The sequence below is a fragment of the Kribbella sp. NBC_00359 genome, from assembly GCF_036097425.1.
Taxonomy (GTDB): Bacteria; Actinomycetota; Actinomycetes; order Propionibacteriales; family Kribbellaceae; genus Kribbella.
On the sequence record NZ_CP107975.1, the window covers coordinates 2884404 to 2902683 of the forward strand.

General features: G+C 68.9%; 19 protein-coding genes and 1 tRNA gene. 7 read left to right on the plus strand and 13 right to left on the minus strand.

Annotated features, from left to right (window positions below):
- Positions 1 to 74 precede the first annotated feature (74 nt).
- On the plus strand, positions 75 to 785 hold the full coding sequence (locus OG876_RS14195; protein ID WP_328525310.1) for an NUDIX hydrolase: 711 nt from the start codon (positions 75 to 77) through the stop codon (positions 783 to 785).
- Here the strand turns inward: OG876_RS14195 and OG876_RS14200 are convergent.
- The 9 genes from OG876_RS14200 to OG876_RS14240 all read right to left on the minus strand — a co-directional run bounded on the left by OG876_RS14200 (position 756) and on the right by OG876_RS14240 (position 7157).
- On the minus strand, positions 756 to 1649 hold the full coding sequence (locus OG876_RS14200; RefSeq protein WP_328525311.1) for a carbohydrate kinase family protein: 894 nt from the start codon (positions 1647 to 1649) through the stop codon (positions 756 to 758). The two genes, OG876_RS14195 and OG876_RS14200, sit on opposite strands and share 30 nt — an antisense overlap.
- Before the next feature lie 104 nt (positions 1650 to 1753).
- Entirely contained in the window at positions 1754 to 2383 is a 630-nt protein-coding gene (locus OG876_RS14205) for a CoA transferase subunit B (protein ID WP_328525312.1), read from the minus strand.
- 2 nt (positions 2384 to 2385) lie between these two features.
- Positions 2386 to 3144: a CoA transferase subunit A gene (locus tag OG876_RS14210; RefSeq protein ID WP_328525313.1), complete on the minus strand. Its 759-nt coding sequence runs from the start codon at positions 3142 to 3144 to the stop codon at positions 2386 to 2388.
- Between the two features lie 121 nt (positions 3145 to 3265).
- Positions 3266 to 4198, minus strand: a complete 933-nt coding sequence (locus OG876_RS14215) for a tetratricopeptide repeat protein (protein ID WP_328525314.1) — start codon at positions 4196 to 4198, stop codon at positions 3266 to 3268.
- 43 nt (positions 4199 to 4241) lie between these two features.
- Positions 4242 to 4943 (minus strand): carbohydrate-binding family 9-like protein, encoded by a 702-nt coding sequence (locus tag OG876_RS14220; RefSeq protein ID WP_328525315.1) that lies wholly within the window; start codon positions 4941 to 4943, stop codon positions 4242 to 4244.
- Complete coding sequence (locus OG876_RS14225) at positions 4936 to 5412, minus strand: hypothetical protein (protein ID WP_328525316.1); 477 nt, start codon at positions 5410 to 5412, stop codon at positions 4936 to 4938. Before OG876_RS14225 ends, OG876_RS14220 begins: the two co-directional genes overlap by 8 nt.
- Before the next feature lie 18 nt (positions 5413 to 5430).
- Positions 5431 to 6060: a lipoyl(octanoyl) transferase LipB gene (gene lipB / locus OG876_RS14230; protein WP_328525317.1), complete on the minus strand. Its 630-nt coding sequence runs from the start codon at positions 6058 to 6060 to the stop codon at positions 5431 to 5433.
- A 51-nt stretch (positions 6061 to 6111) separates the two neighbouring features.
- Positions 6112 to 6188 (minus strand) — tRNA-Pro (locus OG876_RS14235).
- A gap of 9 nt (positions 6189 to 6197) precedes the next feature.
- Positions 6198 to 7157: a metallophosphoesterase gene (locus OG876_RS14240; RefSeq protein WP_328525318.1), complete on the minus strand. Its 960-nt coding sequence runs from the start codon at positions 7155 to 7157 to the stop codon at positions 6198 to 6200.
- A gap of 26 nt (positions 7158 to 7183) precedes the next feature.
- Between OG876_RS14240 and OG876_RS14245 the strand changes: the two genes are divergently transcribed.
- The gene (locus tag OG876_RS14245) at positions 7184 to 7651 is read left to right on the plus strand and encodes a GatB/YqeY domain-containing protein (protein ID WP_328525319.1); all 468 of its coding nucleotides are present in this window, start codon (positions 7184 to 7186) and stop codon (positions 7649 to 7651) included.
- Between the two features lie 52 nt (positions 7652 to 7703).
- Here OG876_RS14245 and OG876_RS14250 read toward each other — a convergent pair whose 3' ends face one another.
- The 4 genes from OG876_RS14250 to OG876_RS14265 form a co-directional block, all read right to left on the minus strand.
- Entirely contained in the window at positions 7704 to 10109 is a 2406-nt protein-coding gene (locus OG876_RS14250) for a penicillin-binding protein (RefSeq protein ID WP_328525320.1), read from the minus strand.
- Positions 10110 to 10251: 142 nt separating this feature from the next.
- Entirely contained in the window at positions 10252 to 12603 is a 2352-nt protein-coding gene (gene lon, locus OG876_RS14255) for an endopeptidase La (protein WP_442914128.1), read from the minus strand.
- 96 nt (positions 12604 to 12699) lie between these two features.
- Complete coding sequence (locus tag OG876_RS14260) at positions 12700 to 13821, minus strand: ArsA family ATPase (protein ID WP_328525321.1); 1122 nt, start codon at positions 13819 to 13821, stop codon at positions 12700 to 12702.
- Positions 13818 to 14768 carry an ArsA-related P-loop ATPase gene (locus tag OG876_RS14265; RefSeq protein ID WP_328525322.1) on the minus strand — a complete coding sequence of 317 codons (951 nt, stop codon included), beginning with the start codon at positions 14766 to 14768 and terminating at the stop codon, positions 13818 to 13820. Before OG876_RS14265 ends, OG876_RS14260 begins: the two co-directional genes overlap by 4 nt.
- Before the next feature lie 95 nt (positions 14769 to 14863).
- Here OG876_RS14265 and OG876_RS14270 point away from each other — a divergent pair, with 95 nt between their 5' ends.
- The 5 genes from OG876_RS14270 (at position 14864) to OG876_RS14290 (ending at position 18180) form a co-directional block, all read left to right on the plus strand.
- Positions 14864 to 15025 carry a DUF4177 domain-containing protein gene (locus tag OG876_RS14270; RefSeq protein ID WP_165553378.1) on the plus strand — a complete coding sequence of 54 codons (162 nt, stop codon included), beginning with the start codon at positions 14864 to 14866 and terminating at the stop codon, positions 15023 to 15025.
- Positions 15022 to 15483 carry a RidA family protein gene (locus OG876_RS14275; RefSeq protein WP_328525323.1) on the plus strand — a complete coding sequence of 154 codons (462 nt, stop codon included), beginning with the start codon at positions 15022 to 15024 and terminating at the stop codon, positions 15481 to 15483. The genes OG876_RS14270 and OG876_RS14275 overlap by 4 nt, the downstream gene beginning before the upstream one ends.
- Before the next feature lie 7 nt (positions 15484 to 15490).
- On the plus strand, positions 15491 to 16318 hold the full coding sequence (locus OG876_RS14280) for an NUDIX hydrolase (protein ID WP_328525324.1): 828 nt from the start codon (positions 15491 to 15493) through the stop codon (positions 16316 to 16318).
- Positions 16315 to 17082, plus strand: a complete 768-nt coding sequence (locus OG876_RS14285) for an MBL fold metallo-hydrolase (protein ID WP_328525325.1) — start codon at positions 16315 to 16317, stop codon at positions 17080 to 17082. The genes OG876_RS14280 and OG876_RS14285 overlap by 4 nt, the downstream gene beginning before the upstream one ends.
- Before the next feature lie 162 nt (positions 17083 to 17244).
- Positions 17245 to 18180, plus strand: a complete 936-nt coding sequence (locus tag OG876_RS14290) for a type IV toxin-antitoxin system AbiEi family antitoxin domain-containing protein (RefSeq protein WP_328525326.1) — start codon at positions 17245 to 17247, stop codon at positions 18178 to 18180.
- Positions 18181 to 18280 lie beyond the last annotated feature (100 nt).

Here is an 18280-nt window from a genome sequence, read left to right on the forward strand (position 1 = left end):
CTCCTCTTTGTCGTCACTTTGACGATAAGAGGCTGGATGGCTTCTCGTCAAGATGACGATTAGAGTGTGCTGTCATGGACTTCGAGCCGCTCGGCCTGGCCACCGACCTGGTCATCCTGACCGTCCGCGACGGCCGGCTCCAGGTGCTGCTGATCCGCCGCGGGATCGCGCCGTACCGGGGCCGCTGGGCGCTGCCGGGCGGCTTCGTCCGGCCGGACGAGGACCTCGAGGCGACCGCGCGCCGCGAGCTCGCGGAGGAGACCGGCCTGTCCTCGGACCGCATCCACCTCGAGCAGGTCGCGACGTACGGCGCTCCCGATCGCGACCCCCGTGGACGGGTGGTCAGCGTCGCCTACCTGGCGCTGGTCCCGGATCTGCCCGCGCCCGTCGCGGGGTCGGACGCGGCGTCGGCGAGCTGGGTCGAGGTCGTGGAGGTGCTGGACGATCCCGACCGGCTCGCGTTCGACCACCACCGGATCCTGGCCGACGGGGTCGAGCGCGCCCGGGCCAAGCTCGAGTACTCACCGCTCGCGGCGGCCTTCTGCCCGCCCGAGTTCACCATCTCCGAGCTGCGTGGCGTGTACGAAGCGGTCTGGGGTACGCCGCTGGACCCGCGCAACTTCCATCGCAAAGTCACCAAGACCCCCGATTTCGTCGAACCGGTCGGCGCCACCACCACCCGCGACGGCGGCCGCCCGGCCCAGCTCTTCCACGGCGGCAGCGCCACCAGGCTCCACCCGCCGATGACCCGGGCGCTATCCGTGCTTTCTGCTGCGGACGGCTAGCTCCTCGGCGGTGATCAGGTCGGTGTGGGTGCCGGGGGAGCCGCAGGCCCAGGCGCCCGCGATCGAGCCGGCGACGGCAGCCTCGTACCACGTGACGCCGTCGAGGTACCGGGCCAGGAACGCGGCGACGTAGGCGTCGCCGGCGCCGTTGGTGTCGATCACCGGCCGGTCGGGGAGCTGGATGGCCGGCAGGTGCCGTGCGGGCTCGTTCCGGATGTACAGGTAGCTGCCGTCGGCGCCGGCCATCGCGACGACGACCTCGGCGCGGCCGTTGGCGAAGATCCAGTCGACCGCATCCGCCGGCAGCGCGCTGGTCGAGACGAAGACGATGTCGGCCGCCGTCGCGAAGTCCTTGTGGTAGTCGTTGCGCCCGTCCCAGTCGTGCAGGTCGGTCGAGATCGTACAGCCGACCGCGATCGCGTCGCCCAGGGCGTAGCGCGCGAAGTCCATGATCGAGACGTGGACGTGCTGGGAGTGGACGACGTTCAGCCGCCACAGGTCCGGGTCGACCCGCAGTCCGGGCGGGTGCCGGGCGTCGTACAGGGAGAGGCGCTGACCGTCGGGTGCGACCAGGTTGACCGATCGGCGGGTGCCGCTGGGGTGGAACGCGACCTGCAGGGGGAGGCGGAGTTCCTCGTACGCCAGGCGGATGCGATCGCCCTCGGCGTCGGCGCCGATCACGTCGACCAGGCCGGTGCGCAGGCCGAGCAGGTGGCAGCCGAGGGTCACTCCGTGGCCGGTGTGGCCCAGGTACGACTCGATCGGCTCGACCCCGATCGTCTCCACCGTCGCCAACGGCAGGCTCGGCACACGCACGATCGTGTCGATCCCCACTCCACCGATCACCAGCACATCCAGCTCCACCCGTCCCGTATACCTGACTTTCGGCAGGGATGACAGGTGTCTTCCGGGAGCTGAACACAACCTGTCCGAACGGCAGGCTCGCCGACACCCCTCCGACGCGGGACCTACTGCTTGATCGGGGCTCCGGTCTTCTCCTGCAGTTCGTCGAAGGTGACGCCGTCCGCGAGCTCGACCAGTTGCAGCCCGTCGTCGGTGACGTCCAGCACGGCCAGGTCGGTGATGATCCGGTTGACCACGCCACGGCCGGTGTACGGCAGGTCGCACTCCTCCAGGATCTTGTGCGAGCCGTCCTTGGCGACGTGCTCCATCAACACGATCACCTTCTTGGCGCCGTGCACCAGGTCCATCGCGCCGCCCATGCCCTTGACCATCTTGCCGGGGATCATCCAGTTGGACAGATCGCCCTTGGCCGAGACCTGCATGGCGCCCAGGATGGCCGCGTCGATCGCGCCGCCTCGGATCATCCCGAACGACAGCGCGGAGTCGAAGAACGACGCCCCCGGCAACGTCGTGACGGTCTCCTTGCCGGCGTTGATCAGGTCCGGGTCCTCGTCCCCCTCGACCGGGTACGGGCCGACGCCGAGGATGCCGTTCTCGCTCTGCAGGACGACCGTGACGCCGTCGGGGATGTAGTTCGGGACCAGGGTCGGCAGGCCGATGCCGAGGTTCACGTACTCGCCGTCGGTCAGCTCGGCGGCGGCCCGGGCGGCCATCTGCTCACGGGTGAGTGGCATGCTCAGGCCCCCTTCTTCTGCACAGTGAGTTTCTCGATGCGCTTCTCGATGTTTTTGCCGACAGCAACTACTCGCTGGACGTAGACACCCGGCAGGTGGATCTCGTCGGGATCCAGCTCACCAGGCTGGACCAGCTCCTCCACCTGCGCGATGGTGACCCGCCCGGCCATCGCGGCGAGCGGGTTGAAGTTGCGCGCGCTGCGGTCGAAGACCAGGTTGCCCTGGGTGTCGCCCTTGAGCGCGTGCACCAGGCCGAAGTCCGTGGTGATCGACTCCTCCAGCACGTACGTCGTGCCGCTGATCTCCCGGGTCTCCTTCGGCTCCGAGGCCTTCGCGACCGAGCCGTCGGGGTGGTACTTCTGCGGCAGCCCGCCGTCGGCGACCTGGGTGCCGACGCCGGCCGGCGTGAAGAACGCGGCGATACCGCAACCACCCGCGCGCAGCTTCTCGGCCAGCGTGCCCTGTGGGGTCAGCTCGACCTCCAGCTCACCGGACAGGAACTGACGGGCGAACTCCTTGTTCTCCCCGACGTACGACGAGGTCATCTTGGCGATCCGCTTGTCCGCGAGCAGGATGCCGAGACCCCAGTCGTCGACACCGCAGTTGTTCGACACCACGCTGAGCCCGGTCACCCCCTTGTCGTGCAGAGCGGTGATCAGGTCCATCGGGTTGCCGCACAGCCCGAAGCCGCCGACCGCAAGGCTCGCGCCGTCCCCGATGTCGTCCACCGCGGCCTGCGGCGAGTCGTACGTCTTATCCATCAGCTGCTCCGTTGCAGTCACAATGCTGGGTCGCTCCCGACTCTAACCAGCCCGCTGCCCTCCCGCGATGTGGCCGCCGCCACAGATGTAGCGGCGTACCACCGGGATATGTGGTCGGGTGCTATGCGGAGGCTTCGGACGCGTTCAGCACCGCGAGTTCGTGCACGGCCTCGGAGTGGGCGTCTTCCAGCTCCGGGAAGGCCAGGACCGAGGAGAGGTGGGCGCGGGCCGCGGGGAGGTTGCCGGAGTGCCGGGCAGTGCGGGCCAGACCGAGCCGGGCGGCCGCCACGGTCTCCGCGAAGTCGGCGTGCTCGCCGATGGCCAGAGCGCGGCTGTAATCCTCGTGAGCGTCTTCCAGCTTGCCCAGGGCCCGGTAGAGGTCGCCGCGCTCACAGAGCAGCCGCGCGGTCTCCTCACCGAGGCACAGCTCCTCTGCCAGCCTCAGAGCCTCGGTCGTGAGGTCCAGCGGCTCGTCGGCCACCTGCCGGAGTGCGGTCAGGGCGAGGAACATGCCCCAGCGGTCCTCGAGCATCCGGAAGCGTCCCAGCGCCGTACGCAGGGCCTGGGCGGCCTCACTCGGCGCTGCGCGGGTGAGACCCGGATAGCCCCGGCAGAGCTCGACGGCTGCGCGGGCCCAGGCGTCGCCGGACTCGTTGCGCTCCAGGACGTCCTCGACCACGGCGGCAGGTTCGAACGGTCCGAACACCAGCGACCACAGCAGCACGGTCACGGAGTACCGGAACGGCCCGGTCGCCGTCAGCACGATCTGCTGGGCCAGCTCCACCTGCTCCTGCTCGGCCGACGCGGCCCCGTGGATCACGGCCAGCAGGTACTCCTCGTCGAGCCCGACCGGCACGGTCCGGCCCAGCATGCTGAGCACCCGCTCGGCGGCCGCCGCGGCCTCGTCCTGCAGGCCGCGCGACCACCAGTACACCGAGTACCGCGCCACCAACCGGAGGGCGGTCCGCAGGTCGCTCTCGCACGCGCGCTCGATCGCGCTGACGACCTGGTCGCCCTCGAGGTGGTTCAGCTCGCCGGAGCCCCCCAAAGTCACGTAACTCATTGTTACTCGGGCCTGTGAACGCCACGCCACCGGGTCAGAAACGGAGGACCCCCCACCGGTCCGGCCGGTGCATGTCCTCGATGTACTGCGGCGACCACACCCAGAACTCGATGCCGTCACCCTTGACGTACGCGCCGTCAACCACCTCGTGCGGCCACTCGCACCGCATCAGGTTCATCCGCCACTCGTCACCCGGGTTCGGCGGGGTCGCCCGGCCCGCGTTGTACGACGCCAGGTCGGCCCACGGTACGGCGAGTTCCACGGACCACGAGGTGTCGATGTCGGACGGGTCGTTGACCGTGCCGTCGAGGTGGATCGCGGTCCGCAGGCTGGGCAGGTTGGTCGGGTCGATCGGTACGCCGCCGTCGACGTACGGCTTGGGCAGGGTGAGCTCCCAGATCGTGCCGAGCGGGTTGATCTCGAACTCGTAGTAGTTCTGGCCGTCGCCGTCCGGGTCGAGGAACAGCTCGAAGTTGTTCTCGTGGAAGAGCTTGCTGTTCTTCTCGGTCATCGTCGACCAGAGGTGCGGTTCCTCGAGGACGCCGCCGACGTACAGGTACTGGTCGTCGTACATCAGCTTGGCCCGGGTCCGGAACCGCGGCGCCGGGCCCTCGCCGGCGATCGGGACGAAGTCGGTGGTCCAGGGTGCGACGTCCCAGGCGGGGTCGGTCAGGGTGCCGTCGAGGTTCGGCGCGGCCGGGGTCCGCGGGCACTCGTAGACGGGCAGGTCAGGCATCGGCACGCTCCAGCAGTCGGGCGACGAGATTGGCGAGCAGGAAGGTGATCGCGGTCAGGACCGGGACGACGGCCAGGGTCCACGGCGAGTCGAGGTTCCCGGTCAGGAACGCGAGGACGAGGACCAGCATGAACGCGACCCCGAGGAACGCGATCAGCCGGGGGTGCGGCATCGCCAGCCGGCTGAGCGCGAGCCCGCCGAGCACGATCGTCACGACCACGATCAGGACCAGCAGCGGCAACCCGAGGGCACCGCAGTTCGTGGTGTCGCGGAACCGCTCACAACTGCGTTCACTCAGCCAGACCAGCGCGATGGTCGCGAACCCGCACAACAACCCCACGACGGCCAGGATCAGCAGCGGCGGCAACGGCGGCGCGTCGAACCGGCCCTCGTCGGCCTCGTCCTCGTCGGCGGCCGCCAGGACGGCCTCGAGATCCTCGGGCATCCGGCCGTCGTCGTCCTGACTCATTGCCGCAGGCTATCGGGATTACGCGGCGCCCAGGGAGTCCGCGATCGCGTCGCGGACCTCCGCGTCCGTAGGGGTGGCGATGCCGCGCTCGGCCGCCAGGTCGGCGAGCGAGACCATCGTGACGTCGTGCAGCCCGCAACTCGTGAACGTGTGAAACACCGTCATGTCCGGATTCACGTTCACCGAGAACCCGTGGCTGGTCACGCCACGCCGGATCCGCATCCCGATCGAACACAGCTTCCGGCCGTCCTCGGTCCACACCCCGACCAGACTGCTCGCCCCCTTCGGTGTGTCCCGTCGTACCAGCGGGAAGCCGAGTGAGCCGAGCGCGTCGATCAGCCCGTTCTCGACCCACCGCACGATGTCCACCGGTCCGCGCGACTTCAGGTCGACGACCAGATACCCGACCAGCTGTCCCGGCCCGTGGTACGTCGCGAACCCGCCACGATCGACCGCGACGGCCGGGATGCCGGCCGTCTCCTCGGGCAGATCGTCGAGCCCGGTCCGCGGCCCGTACGTGATCACCGGCGGATGACTCAGCAGGAAGAGCCGATCCTCGGCCGTCCCCGCCACCCGCTCCTCGACCCAGCCACCCATCTCCTTGGCCGCGACCTCGTACTCCAGCTCACCCAGATCAACCCGCTGCATAACGCCAGCGTAGACAGCACAAAGGCGGTGACCGGAGTCACCGCCTTGTGTTGGTCGGGCTGACAGGATTTGAACCTGCGACCTCTTCGTCCCGAACGAAGCGCGCTACCAAGCTGCGCCACAGCCCGAAGTCGCCGTTAGCTTACATGCGCCGACCGTGGGGACGAAATCGGGTTTATCCGCGGCACCAGAGTGAGCAATGTCGCCTCCGGCCGGCAGGCGAACCGGACCGGCGCGTACGGCGAAGTGCCGAGACCCGCGGACACGTGCAGGGCCGCTTGGCGGCCGTTGTGGCCCCATGTGGACAGGCCCTTCACCCGCGACGTGTCCAGGTCGCAGTTGGTCACGAGGGCGCCGTACAGCGGCACGGCGAGCTGGCCGCCGTGGGTGTGGCCGGCCAGGACCAGGGGATAGCCGTCGCCGACGAAGCCGTTCAGGACGCGCTGGTACGGCGCGTGCGTGACGCCGATGGACAGGTCGGCCGTCGGATCGATCTCACCCGCGACCTCGTCGTACCGGTCGCGCCTGATGTGCGGGTCGTCGGTGCCGGCGAAGTCAAGCCGCAGGCCGTTGACCTTGACCGTCGCCTTGGCGTTGTTCAGGTCGGTCCACCCGGCGCCGGTGAACGCGCGCCGCATCTCCTCGTACGGCAGGTCCGGGCCGTGCGGCTTGTGCCGCTGCTTGTGCGCCGGCAGCAAGTACTTGCCCGGGTTCTTGAAGTGCGGCTTCCAGTAGTCGTTGGAGCCGAACACGAACACCCCCGGCACGTCGAGCAGATCGCCGTACGCGCGGAGCAGCGGCCGGACCGAATCCTCGTGGGAGAGGTTGTCGCCGGTGTTCACGATCAGGTCGGGCTCGAGCGCGGCCAGACCGTTGACCCAGTTGATCTTGCGCTCCTGGGTCGGCCACAGGTGCAGGTCGGACAGGTGCAGCACCTTCAGCGGCGCGGATCCCTCCGGCAGCACCGGCACCGTCACTCTGCGCAGTGTGAACCAGCGCACCTCGATGCCGGCCGCGTACCCGACGCAGACGGCGCCTACGGCACCGACGACCGCCGTGGCCTTGAGAGTGGAGGTGGCAATCCCGCGCAGACTCATTTCACCAGCCTGCCACAATCTCAGGTATGTCCAACTCCGGAATGAAACAGCGCCTGCACGACGACATGACCGCCGCCCTGAAGGCGCGCGACGAGATCCGCAAGTCCACCCTGCGGATGGCGCTCACCGCGGTCACCAAGGAGGAGGTGGCCGGCAAGGAGGCCCGCGAGCTCTCCGACGCCGAGGTCGTCGACGTCCTCAGCTCGGAGGCGAAGAAGCGCCGTGAGTCCGTCATCGCCTACCGCGAGGCCGGTCGCACCGAGCTCGCCGACAAGGAACAGGCCGAGGCGGACATCCTGGCCGAGTACCTGCCGGAGCAGCTGTCCGAGGACGAGATCGTCGCTCTGGTGACCGAGACCATCGCGAGCACCGGCGCCGCCGAGCTCGGTCCCCGCGGGATCGGCAAGGTGATGGGCGCCCTCCAGCCCAAGATCAAGGGCAAGGCCGATGGTGGCGTCGTCTCCGCTGAGGTGAAGCGCCAACTGGGCGCCTGACGCAACGACGACGAAGGGCCTCGTCCTGGCCGGACGAGGCCCTTCTCAGTTGCTAGCGGCCCCTACCGCCGCACTTCGGGTACTTCGGGTTCCACGGTGGGCAGTTGGGGTTGATGGTCGGGCCGCCCGGTGGTTTGGTGCCCGGCGGCTGGGCGGTGTTGGTGGGCTGGCCCGGCTGGTTCTGCTTGCTGCCGTTGGAGATGTAGATGGTGACCTTCGAGCCCTCGGGGGCGCCGTCGCGCTGGCGCGGAGTCGTGTAGGCGACCGTGCCGGCGGTCTCCTCGGAGTCGACGGTGCCGGGGGCAAGCTCCACCTGGAAGCCGGCCTGGCGCAGCTTGTTGGCGGCGTCGTCCGGGTTCATGCCGTTCACGAACGGCAGGTCCTTCACGTTGCCGCGCATGGTCTTGTCCGACGGCGCGGTGAAGTGCGACGTCGGAGTGCCCTGCAGGGCGCCCTGTAGCGCGGTCATCCACAGCGGCCCGGCGGTGCCGGAGCCGGACGCGTCGTGCATCTTTTCGCCGTTGAGCGTCTGGTTGATCAGGTTCCGGTACGGCAGCGACGCGTCGGCCACCACCGACGCGGCCGCGAGCTTCGTGGAGTAGCCCGCGAACCACACGGCCTTGTTCTCCTGGATCGTTCCGGTCTTACCGGCCAGGTCGCTGTTGCCGAACTTCAGGTGCTGGCCGGTGCCGCCCTGCTCCATCACCGTGTGCAGCACCGCGTTCACGCCGTCGGCGACCTCTGGGGCCAGCGCCTGCTTGCAGTTCGCGCCGGGAGACCCGACCGACTTGCCGGCGGCGTTCTTGATCGAGGTGACCAGCCACGGCGTGCAGTACATGCCGCGTGCGGCGAAGGCGGCGTACGCGCTGGACAGCTGCAGCGGTGTCACGAGGCCGACGCCGAGCGTCATCGACGGGTACTGGCCGAGCGGTTGGCCGGTCTGCGCGTCGACCATGCCCAAGGAGGTCGCGATCTTCGAGATCGCGCACAGGCCGGTCTGCTCCGACAACTGGATGAAGTAGGTGTTGGTCGACTTCTGCGCCGCCTGGACCATCGTCGGGTCCGGAACGTTGTTGGTCGAGTTCTGCGGCGACCAGCCCTTCTCGGCGGTGACGTGTCCGTCGCAGGTCGTCCACTTCTTCCCGCCCAGGTTGATCGGGCTGGGCGAGACGATCTGGTAGTTCAGCGGGATGCCCTTCTGGATCGCGGCCGCGATCGTGAAGGCCTTCATCGTCGAACCGTTCTGGAAGCCGCCGTACCCACCGGGGTAGGACTTCTCGACGTTGTAGTTGTACGACGTCTGGTTCTTCTTGCCGCCGTACGGCTTGCTCTGCACCATCGCCTTCACCAGGCCGGTGCCGGGCTCGACGATCGTGATCGCGGCGATTGCGGAGTCGGTGGGCTTGGAGTGGGTGTCGATCGAGTGCTGCGCGGCCTTCTGGATCTTCGGGTCGAGCGACGTCCGGACGGTGAGACCGGCCGTCTTGAGGAAGTTCGCGCGGTCGACCTTGGTCTTGCCGAAGGCCGGGTTCGCCTCGAGCTGGGAGACGATGTACTCGCAGTAGAACGGGTACGGGCCGTTGGCGCAGCCGAGGTTGTTCGGGCGGACCTTGGCCGGGTCGATCACCGGCGTCTTCAGGGCCGAGTTCGCCTGGGCCACCGAGATGACCTTGAGCTCGAGCATCCGCTTGACGACCACGTCGCGGCGGTCCTTGGCGCGCTTCATGTCGTTGGTCGGGTCGTAGCCGGTCGGGTTCTTCACCAGGCCGGCCAGCAGTGCGGCCTGCGGCAGGGTGAGCTGGGAGGCGTTCACGGAGAAGTAGTGCTGCGCGGCGGCCTGGATGCCCCAGGCGCCGTCGCCGAAGTTCGCCAGGTTGAGGTACTTCTCCAGGATCTCGTTCTTCGAGTACTCCTTCTCGACCGCGATCGCGTACCGCAGCTCGGCGACCTTGCGCTGGTACGTGTCGGCGGTGGCGGCGGCGACCTCGTCCGGCGTCTTCGCCTTCTCGACCAGGCTCACCTTCACGTACTGCTGGGTGATGCTCGAGCCGCCCTGCTGGATCCCGCCCGAGGACTTGTTCTGCAGCAGCGCGCGCAGTGTGCCCTTGAGGTCCAGCGCGCCGTGCTCGTAGAACCGGTCGTCCTCGATCGCGACGATCGCCTTCTGCATGATCGGCGCGACCGCGCTGAGCTTGACCGGCACCCGGTTCTGCTCAGCCAGGGTGGCGATCACCGAGCCGTCGGCGGCCAGGATGGTGCTCTTCTGTTTCAGCGGGACCTCGTCGAACTGCTGCGGCAGGTCCTGCAGGGTCTCGGTGGTCTTCTGGGTGGTGAACCCGGCCAAGCCGGCGAACGGGATGGCCAGACCGGCGGCCAAGGCCCCCGACAGCACGCTCACCCCTAGGAACAAAACCACCGATTGGACGACTCCCCGGTCACCCTTCTCCCTGACGCGCATGGTTATAGAGACTACGGGAACGTCCTGTTGGGTTACCGCCGTGTTTGTGAGCTCCATCACGCTCTGCGGGGGGTGCTCTCAAGTTTCATCCAAAAGGAGGAGGGCCCGAGCAGATGCTCGGGCCCTCCAGCAGTACGACGGGTCAGGCGGCGTACTGGTGTGCGGTCACCTGGGCCGGCTCCAGCGCCAGCTCCAGCACTTCGCGGACGTCGCTCACCGGGTGAACGGTCAGCTCCGACAGCACGGACTCCGGCACGTCCTCCAGGTCCGGCTCGTTCCGCTTCGGGATCAGGATCGTGGTCAACCCGGCCCGGTGTGCGGCGAGCAGCTTCTGCTTCACCCCACCGATCGGGAGGACCCGTCCGGTCAGCGACACCTCACCGGTCATCGCGACCTCCGAGCGGACCGGCCGCCCGGACAGCAGCGACGCCAGCGCCGTCGTCATGGTCACACCCGCCGACGGCCCGTCCTTCGGGACGGCACCGGCAGGCACGTGGATGTGGGTGTTCCGTTCGGCGAGATCGCCGACCGGCAGACCCAGTTCCGCGCCGTGCGACCGCAGGTAGGACAGGGCGATCTGCGCCGACTCCTTCATCACGTCACCGAGCTGTCCGGTCAACGTGACTCCGGTCGGGCCGGTCTCCTTGTCCGCCAGCGATGCCTCGATGAAGAGCACATCACCGCCGGCACCCGTGACTGCCAGACCAGTGGCCACACCCGGCAGCGCCGTACGCTCTGCCGTCTCCGGCGTGAACTTCGGCGAGCCCAGGTACTGCTTCAGGTCACCCGCACCGACGGTCAGGTTGCCGACGTCCTCGCCAAGCGCGAGCTTCGCCGTCACCTTGCGCAGCACCCGGGAGATCCCACGCTCCAGCTGGCGTACGCCGGCCTCACGTGTGTACTCGCCGGCCAGCAGCCGCAGCGCCGAGTCCTCGACGGTCACCTCGTCCGCCGTCAGGCCCGCCCGCTCCAGCTGACGCGGGAGCAGGTGGTCACGGGCGATGACGACCTTCTCGTCCTCGGTGTACCCGTCCAGCTGCACCAGTTCCATCCGGTCCAGCAGAGGTGCCGGGATGGAGTCCAGCACGTTCGCCGTGGCCAGGAAGACCACGTCGGACAGGTCCAGCTCGACCTCCAGGTAGTGGTCCCGGAAGGTGTGGTTCTGCGCCGGGTCGAGCACCTCGAGCAGCGCGGCGGTCGGGTCACCCCGGTAGTCCGCGCCGACCTTGTCGATCTCGTCCAGCAGCACCACCGGGTTCATCGACCCGGCCTCGGTAATCGCCCGGACGATCCGGCCCGGCAGCGCACCGACGTATGTCCGCCGGTGACCGCGGATCTCGGCCTCGTCCCGCACACCACCCAGTGCGACCCGGACGAACTTCCGTCCCATCGCACGCGCCACGGACTCGCCCAGCGAGGTCTTACCCACACCAGGCGGACCGACCAGAGCCAGTACGGCGCCACTGCGACGCCCACCGACCACACCGAGACCACGGTCCGCGCGGCGGCGCCGTACGGCCAGGTACTCGGTGATGCGCTCCTTCACGTCATCCAGTCCGGAGTGGTCCGCGTCCAGCACGGCCCGCGCCTCGCGGATGTCGTAGCTGTCCTCGGTCCGCTCGTTCCACGGCAGCTCGAGGACGGTGTCCAGCCAGGTCCGGATCCAGCCGACCTCGGGAGACTGCTCCGCGGTCCGCTCCAGCTTGTCGACCTCGCTGAGCGCCGCCTTGCGGACGTGCTCCGGCAGGTCGGCCGCCTCGACGCGGGCCCGGTAGTCCTCTTCCTCGGACTCGGCCTTACCGTCCAGCTCGGCCAGCTCCTTGCGGATCGCGGCCATCTGCTGGCGCAGCAGGAACTCCCGCTGCTGCTTCTCCATGCCCTCCTGGACGTCCTTCTGGATCGTCTCGGAGACCTCGAGCTCGGCGAGGTGGTCCTTCACCCAGCCGATCAGCTTCTCCAGCCGCTCGGAGACATTCGCGTTCTCCACCAGCCAGGACTTCTGCTCGTTGGTCAGGTACGACGCGTAGCCTGCCAGGTCGGACAGCTCCGCCGGGTCGTTCACCTGCTTGATGGAGTCGATGACCTGGTACGCGCCGCGACGCTGCAGCACAGAGGTCGTCAGGGTCTTGTACTCGCGGGCGAGCTCGGCCGACCTGGCGTCGGTGATCTCGTGCAGCTCGGTAGCGCTCACCCAGAGCGCGGCACCCGGACCGGTGGTCCCGGCGCCGATCAGGACCCGAGCGGTCCCGCGGATCACGGCCGCCTGGGCTCCGCCCGGCAGCCGGCCGATCTGCTCGATCTCACCGAGCGTCCCGGCCTTTGCATATTTCCCGTCCAGCCGCGGTACCAGCAGCACCTTGTCCTCGCCGGAGGCCTGCGCGGCGTCGATCGCCGCCCGTGCCTCGGGGTCGGCCAGTCGGACCGGCACGACCATTCCCGGCAGGACCACAACGTCGTCCAGCGGCAGAACAGGAAGATTCAACGTATCGGTCACGCTGTCACACCCTTATCAAAGATTGAGTCTGACAGGCTCAACCACTGGCCCCACCAGGTCATTCCCGGGGCCACCGAGCGTTCGCTGACGGTGAAATCAGGCGGTGAGCAGGTCGCCGATCTGGCGTAGACCACTCAGATCGTGCACGTCGTCGGCCAATGCGGGCACCTCGACCGTCCGGATCGAGCGGTGTCCGCGCCGGAACCGGTCCGCGCGTTTGTGATCGCCGACCACCTGCTGCATCTTGTCCGCGTGCAGCCGCAGTACGGCGGCCGTCAGTGGCGACTTCTCCGCCTCCTCCAGCCGCTCCGCCGCGGCCAGCGAGCGCTCCGCCGACAGATCCCGCACCTGCGTGTTCGTCACCCGGTTCAGGACGACGCCGGCCAGCGGCATGCCTTCCTCACGCAACCGCTCGGCGAAGTACGACGCCTCCCGCAGCGCGTCGTTCTGCGGGGCGGCCACCACCAGGAAGGCGGTGTGCGGCTCCCGTAGCAGCGCGACCGTTTGCTCGGCTCTCTGCCGGAAACCACCGAACAACGTGTCGAACGCGGCAACGAACGTCTGTACGTCGGTCAGCACCTGAGCACCGAGCACCTTGTTCAGCACCGACATCGCCATGTTCACCCCGGCTGACATCAGCTTGAACGGCCCGCGGGCCGGTGCCAGCAGCAACCGCAGGAACCGTCCCTCCAGCAATGACGCCAGCCGCTCCGGTGCGTCCAGGAAGTCCAGCGCCGACCGCGACGGCGGGGTGTCCACCACGATCAGGTCCCACTCGCCGGTGCCCTCCGCCTGCTTGTGCAACTGGCCGAGCTTCTCCATCGCCATGTACTCCTGCGTCCCCGCGAACGACGACGACAGCGCGACGTAGAAGGGATTCGCCAGGATCTGCTCGGCCTTCTCCGGCGTCGCGTGCGCGAGCACCACGTCGTCGAAGGTGCGCTTCATGTCCAGCATCATCGCGTCCAGCCGGCCGCCGTTCGCGGTGTCGACGTCGGCCACCGCCCGCGGGGTGTTGTCCAGCTCGGTCAGCCCGAGCGACTGCGCCAGCCGCCGCGCCGGGTCGATCGTCAGTACGACGACCTTCCGCCCGCGCTCGGCAGCCCGCAGACCAAGTGCCGCGGCCGTCGTCGTCTTGCCGACCCCACCCGCGCCGCAGGTGACCACGATGCGCGTCGCGGGGTCGTCGATCAACGCATCCAGATCCAGAGCACTCATCCGCGCAGCTCCTCGGCCAGGTCCACCAGTGCACCCTGGTCGATGCCTTCCGGCTGCAGTGCCAGCTCGGTGACCTGCTTGCCCAGGGCATCTATTCGGTCGCGGTTCTCGCGTTCGAGGCCGACCCGGATCGCGTGGTCGTGTGCCTCGGTGGCCAGCGTCTTGACCAGCTCGCTGCCGGCCGTGAGCCCGGCCGCCCGCAGGCCCCTGGTCAGCTCGGTGACCGGCAGTTTCTCCTTCACCGCAAGGGCCAGCGCGTCGTCGTCGAGCGGGCTCTTCCGGACCATGTTCACCACGATCGATCCGATCCGCAGGTCGAGGGCCTCGAGCTGCTCGACCGCGTCCAGGGTCTCCTGGACCGGCATCTCCTCGAGCAGCGTGACCAGGTGGATCCGGGTGACGTCCGAGCGCAGCATGCCCATGATCGCGTCCGCCTGGTTGCGGACCGGTCCGACCTTGGCCAGGCCGGCCACCTCGTGGTTCACGTTCAGGAACCGCGCGATCCGCCCGGTCGGCGGCGCGTCCAGCACGACAGCGTCGTACGCAAGCCGCCCGTGCGACTTCCGCCGCGTCGCCTCGTAGACCTTGCCGGTCAGCAGTACGTCGCGCAGGCCCGGCGCGATCGTGGTGACGAAGTCGATCGCCCCCACCTTCTCGAGCGCCTTCCCGGCCCGGCCGAGGTGGTAGTACATGTCGAGGTACTCCAGCAGCGCGGCCTCGGCGTCCACGGCCAGCGCGAACACCTCGCCGCCACCGGGACCCTGGGCGATCCGGCGTTCGACGTACGGCAGCGGGGGTACGTCGAAGAGCTGGGCGAGCCCCTGGCGTCCCTCGACCTCGACGAGCAGAATGCGCTTCCCCTGCTCGGCCAGGGACAACGCCATGGCAGCCGCAACAGTCGTCTTCCCGGTGCCCCCTTTACCGGTGACCACGTGCAGTCTCGCCATACGCTCCAGGGTAGGACGTGGCCCACACCACACTGCCCCTGACCGGGGCGGTGGGGCGGGGAGGGTATCGAGCGGAGCCCGTTAGAGTCCGTGTCATGAAGAAGTTCGAGTACTTCACCGCACCGCTGCTGGTCCACTCGACCAAGGAGATCCTGGACAACTTCGGCCAGGACGGCTGGGAGCTGGTCCAGGTCGTCCCGGGCCTGAACCCGGAGAACCTGGTCGCCTACTTCAAGCGGGAGATCGAGGACAAATGAGCCACCCCGAGGAGAAGCTGGCCGAGCTCGGCCTGAAGCTGCCCGACGTGGCCAAGCCGGTCGCCGCCTACATCCCGGCGGTGCGGACGGGCAACCTCGTCTACACGTCCGGCCAGCTGCCGCTGCGTGACGGCACCCTGATCGCCACCGGCAAGGTCGGTGATGCGGTCAGCCCCGAGGTCGCGAGCGAGTGCGCCCAGCAGTGCGCGCTGAACGCGCTGGCCGCGGTCAAGTCCGAGATCGGCGACCTGGCGAACGTCAAGCGCATCGTCAAGGCGGTCGCGTTCATCGCCTCCACGCCGGACTTCACCGGTCAGCCGCAGGTGGCGAACGGCGCCTCCGAGCTGTTCGGCCAGGTCTTCGGCGCGGCCGGCCAGCACGCCCGCAGTGCGGTCGGCGTACCCGTCCTGCCGCTCGACGCTCCCGTCGAGGTCGAGTTGATCGTCGAGGTCGGCTGATCTTCTCGTGCGGGACACGACGTCGGAGTTGATGTCCGGCCGGATGGCCGCGACGGCGCTGGCGCACGTCCGGGAAGCGCGGACGCCGGTCGAGTCGCGGCCGGCGTCGACGGTCATCCTGCTGCGTGACACCGCCGCCGGACCGGAGGTCTACCTCCTCCGGCGGCAGCGGTCGATGGCGTTCGCGGCCGGGATGACCGTGTTCCCCGGCGGCCGGGTCGACGCGACCGACGCGACCATCGCCGACTCGTGGTCCGGGCCGTCGCCGGCCTGGTTCGCGGATCGGCTGGGGTGCTCGGCCGACACCGCGGCGGCTTACGTGGCGGCCGCCGTACGGGAGACGTTCGAGGAGTCCGGCGTACTGCTGGCCGGGCCGTCGAGCTCGTCCGTGGTCGGCGACACGACCGGGGCGGACTGGGAGGCCGATCGGATCGCGCTGGAGACGCGCGAGCTCGGGTTCGCCGAGTTCCTGCACGGGCGTGGGCTGGTGCTGCGGGCCGATCTGCTGGGGCCGTGGGCGCATTGGATCACGCCTGAGTTCGAGCCCAAGCGGTACGACACCTGCTTCTTCGTCGCCGCGCTCCCGGCCGGCCAGATCACCCGGGACGTGACGAGCGAGTCCGACCAGGTCGCCTGGATGCGCCCGGCCGACGCTGTCGCCGCGGTCGACGCCGGTGAGTTGTTGATGCTGCCCCCGACGTACGTGTGCTGCCGTGAACTCACGCCGTACGCCGACGTCGCCGCCAGCCTGGCTGCGGCGGGCGACCGCGAGATCCGGACGGTCATGCCGACTGTGCGGGTGGACGGCGACGACGCCTATCTGGAGACGACATGAGAGTCACCGACTACGCGAGCAGGGTGCTCGCGAACAATCCCGGCCTGATGACGCTGGAGGGGACCAACACGTGGATCCTCCGGGCGCCGGACGGGGAGCGGTCGGTGGTGGTCGACCCCGGGCCGATGCTGGAGGACCACCTTCGCGCGGTCCTGGACGCGGCCGGGACGGTCGCCGTCGTACTGCTGACACACAAGCACCCGGATCACTCCGAGGGCGCCGCCTGGTTCGCGAACCAGGCCGGATGTGGGGTCCGGGCGGTGGATCCGGCGTTCCGCATCCCCACCGACCACGCCCACGGACTGTCCGAAGGCGACGTCATCACCGCCGACGGCCTCCGGATCGAGGTCCTGCCGACACCGGGCCACACGCTGGACTCGGTCTGCTTCTGGCTCCCGCAGGACGGCTCCCTGCTGACCGGCGACACGGTCCTCGGCCGCGGCACGTCCGTGGTAGCCCACCCGGACGGTGCCCTCGGCCCCTATCTCGAGTCGCTCGACCGCCTCCGCGCGTTCGCCAACTCCCCGGCCGGCGTCGACCGCCTGCTCCCCGGCCACGGCCCGGTCATCGAAGACCCGACCGCGGTCCTCGACTTCTACCTCGAGCACCGCCAGGAACGCCTCGCCCAGGTCCGCGCGGCCGTGGCCGCCGGCCACACCACCCCACAGGCCGTCGTCGAACACGTCTACTCCGACGTAGACCCCACCCTCTGGCCCGCCGCCGAACGCTCGGTCCGCGCCCAGCTGGAGTACCTCAACTCCTGATCCGTTGAGTGGGTTGCCCCCAGACCTGGAGGGTTGCACGCTCAGATTCTCGGTGGGCAACCCTCCAACTGAAGGGATATCCCCCAAGCTAGGGGCCACCGGTTATCCACAGGAGGGGACGGGTGGCAGCGGGGGGCCGCTCGGACGGCCGATGCTTGATCGGTGAATCCGAAGTTGAAGCTGCTGGCGGACGGGCAAGGCGGCGTGTACAGCCGTGCGCAGGCCGCGGACTCCGGCTATACGCCCGGCCAGATCCACGACCGCATCCGGGACGGCCGCTGGGAGCGGATCCGCTACGGGCAGTATGCCGAGGCAACGGATCTGAGCCATCTCGCTCCATGGGAACAGCAGATCCTGAGGCACCGGCGGCTGATTCACGCGGCGATGAACTCCCTACGTCCCGGCACTGTTGCCGTCAGCCACCAGTCGGCGCTCGCGCTGCACGGTGTACCACTGTGGGGAGCGGATCTCGCGGAGGTTCACGTCAGCCGCCTGGACCGGCACCACGGGGGTCGTATCGGCGGCGTACGCCATCATCGCGGCAGGCTGACCGAGGCTGACCTGACTGTCGTGAGCGGCCGTCCCGTGACAACCGTGTCACGGGCGCTGCTCGAAACGGCGTGTACGTCGTCCTTCGAGACGGCTGTGATCAGCGCCGACGCCGTACGCCGTGATCGTCCGGGCAGTGCGGAGGACCTACGGCGTCTGCTCGAGGTGACCGAGTTCTGGCCGGGCAGTGCGACGGCGCGAGCTGCCCTGGCCTTCAGCGATCCGTTGTCGGAGTCGGTCGGGGAGTCACGGCTGCGAGTGCTGATGCACAACCAGGGCCTTCCTGCACCGCTGCTCCAAGTGGCGTTCACCGACGCCGATGGATTCGTCGGTCGAGTCGACTTCTACTTCCCCGGCCAGCGGACGGTGGTCGAGTTCGATGGTCTGGTCAAGTACGCCGGCGGAACACCCGAGAGCCTGGTGAAGGAGAAACTCCGCGAGGACCGCCTGCGTGGCCTTGGCCTGCAGGTCGTCCGTATCACTTGGGCCAACCTCGCCCGCCCCAACCAAGTCGCCGCCCGCATTCGCACCGCCTTCGCCCGCGCCTGACTCCTGCCCGCTCCTCGGCCCGGCCGCCCTTGGCGCCGCCCGACCTTCGCCCGCCTGACGTTGCCCCTCTGGCTGGAGGGTTGCCCCCTCAAATTCCCAG

Excerpts from the sequence above, each read along its gene's own strand:
- OG876_RS14285 (WP_328525325.1), top strand. The coding sequence starts at position 16,315 with ATGAGAGTCACCGACTACGCGAGCAGGGTGCTCGCGAACAATCCCGGC.
- OG876_RS14195 (WP_328525310.1), top strand. The coding sequence starts at position 75 with ATGGACTTCGAGCCGCTCGGCCTGGCCACCGACCTGGTCATCCTGACC.
- OG876_RS14265 (WP_328525322.1), bottom strand. The coding sequence starts at position 14,768 with ATGGCGAGACTGCACGTGGTCACCGGTAAAGGGGGCACCGGGAAGACG.
- OG876_RS14225 (WP_328525316.1), bottom strand. The coding sequence starts at position 5,412 with ATGAGTCAGGACGACGACGGCCGGATGCCCGAGGATCTCGAGGCCGTC.
- OG876_RS14210 (WP_328525313.1), bottom strand. The coding sequence starts at position 3,144 with ATGGATAAGACGTACGACTCGCCGCAGGCCGCGGTGGACGACATCGGG.
- OG876_RS14270 (WP_165553378.1), top strand. The coding sequence starts at position 14,864 with ATGAAGAAGTTCGAGTACTTCACCGCACCGCTGCTGGTCCACTCGACC.
- OG876_RS14240 (WP_328525318.1), bottom strand. The coding sequence starts at position 7,157 with ATGAGTCTGCGCGGGATTGCCACCTCCACTCTCAAGGCCACGGCGGTC.
- OG876_RS14220 (WP_328525315.1), bottom strand. The coding sequence starts at position 4,943 with ATGCCTGACCTGCCCGTCTACGAGTGCCCGCGGACCCCGGCCGCGCCG.
- OG876_RS14260 (WP_328525321.1), bottom strand. The coding sequence starts at position 13,821 with ATGAGTGCTCTGGATCTGGATGCGTTGATCGACGACCCCGCGACGCGC.
- lipB (WP_328525317.1), bottom strand. The coding sequence starts at position 6,060 with ATGCAGCGGGTTGATCTGGGTGAGCTGGAGTACGAGGTCGCGGCCAAG.
- OG876_RS14250 (WP_328525320.1), bottom strand. The coding sequence starts at position 10,109 with ATGCGCGTCAGGGAGAAGGGTGACCGGGGAGTCGTCCAATCGGTGGTT.
- OG876_RS14245 (WP_328525319.1), top strand. The coding sequence starts at position 7,184 with ATGTCCAACTCCGGAATGAAACAGCGCCTGCACGACGACATGACCGCC.
- OG876_RS14275 (WP_328525323.1), top strand. The coding sequence starts at position 15,022 with ATGAGCCACCCCGAGGAGAAGCTGGCCGAGCTCGGCCTGAAGCTGCCC.
- OG876_RS14205 (WP_328525312.1), bottom strand. The coding sequence starts at position 2,383 with ATGCCACTCACCCGTGAGCAGATGGCCGCCCGGGCCGCCGCCGAGCTG.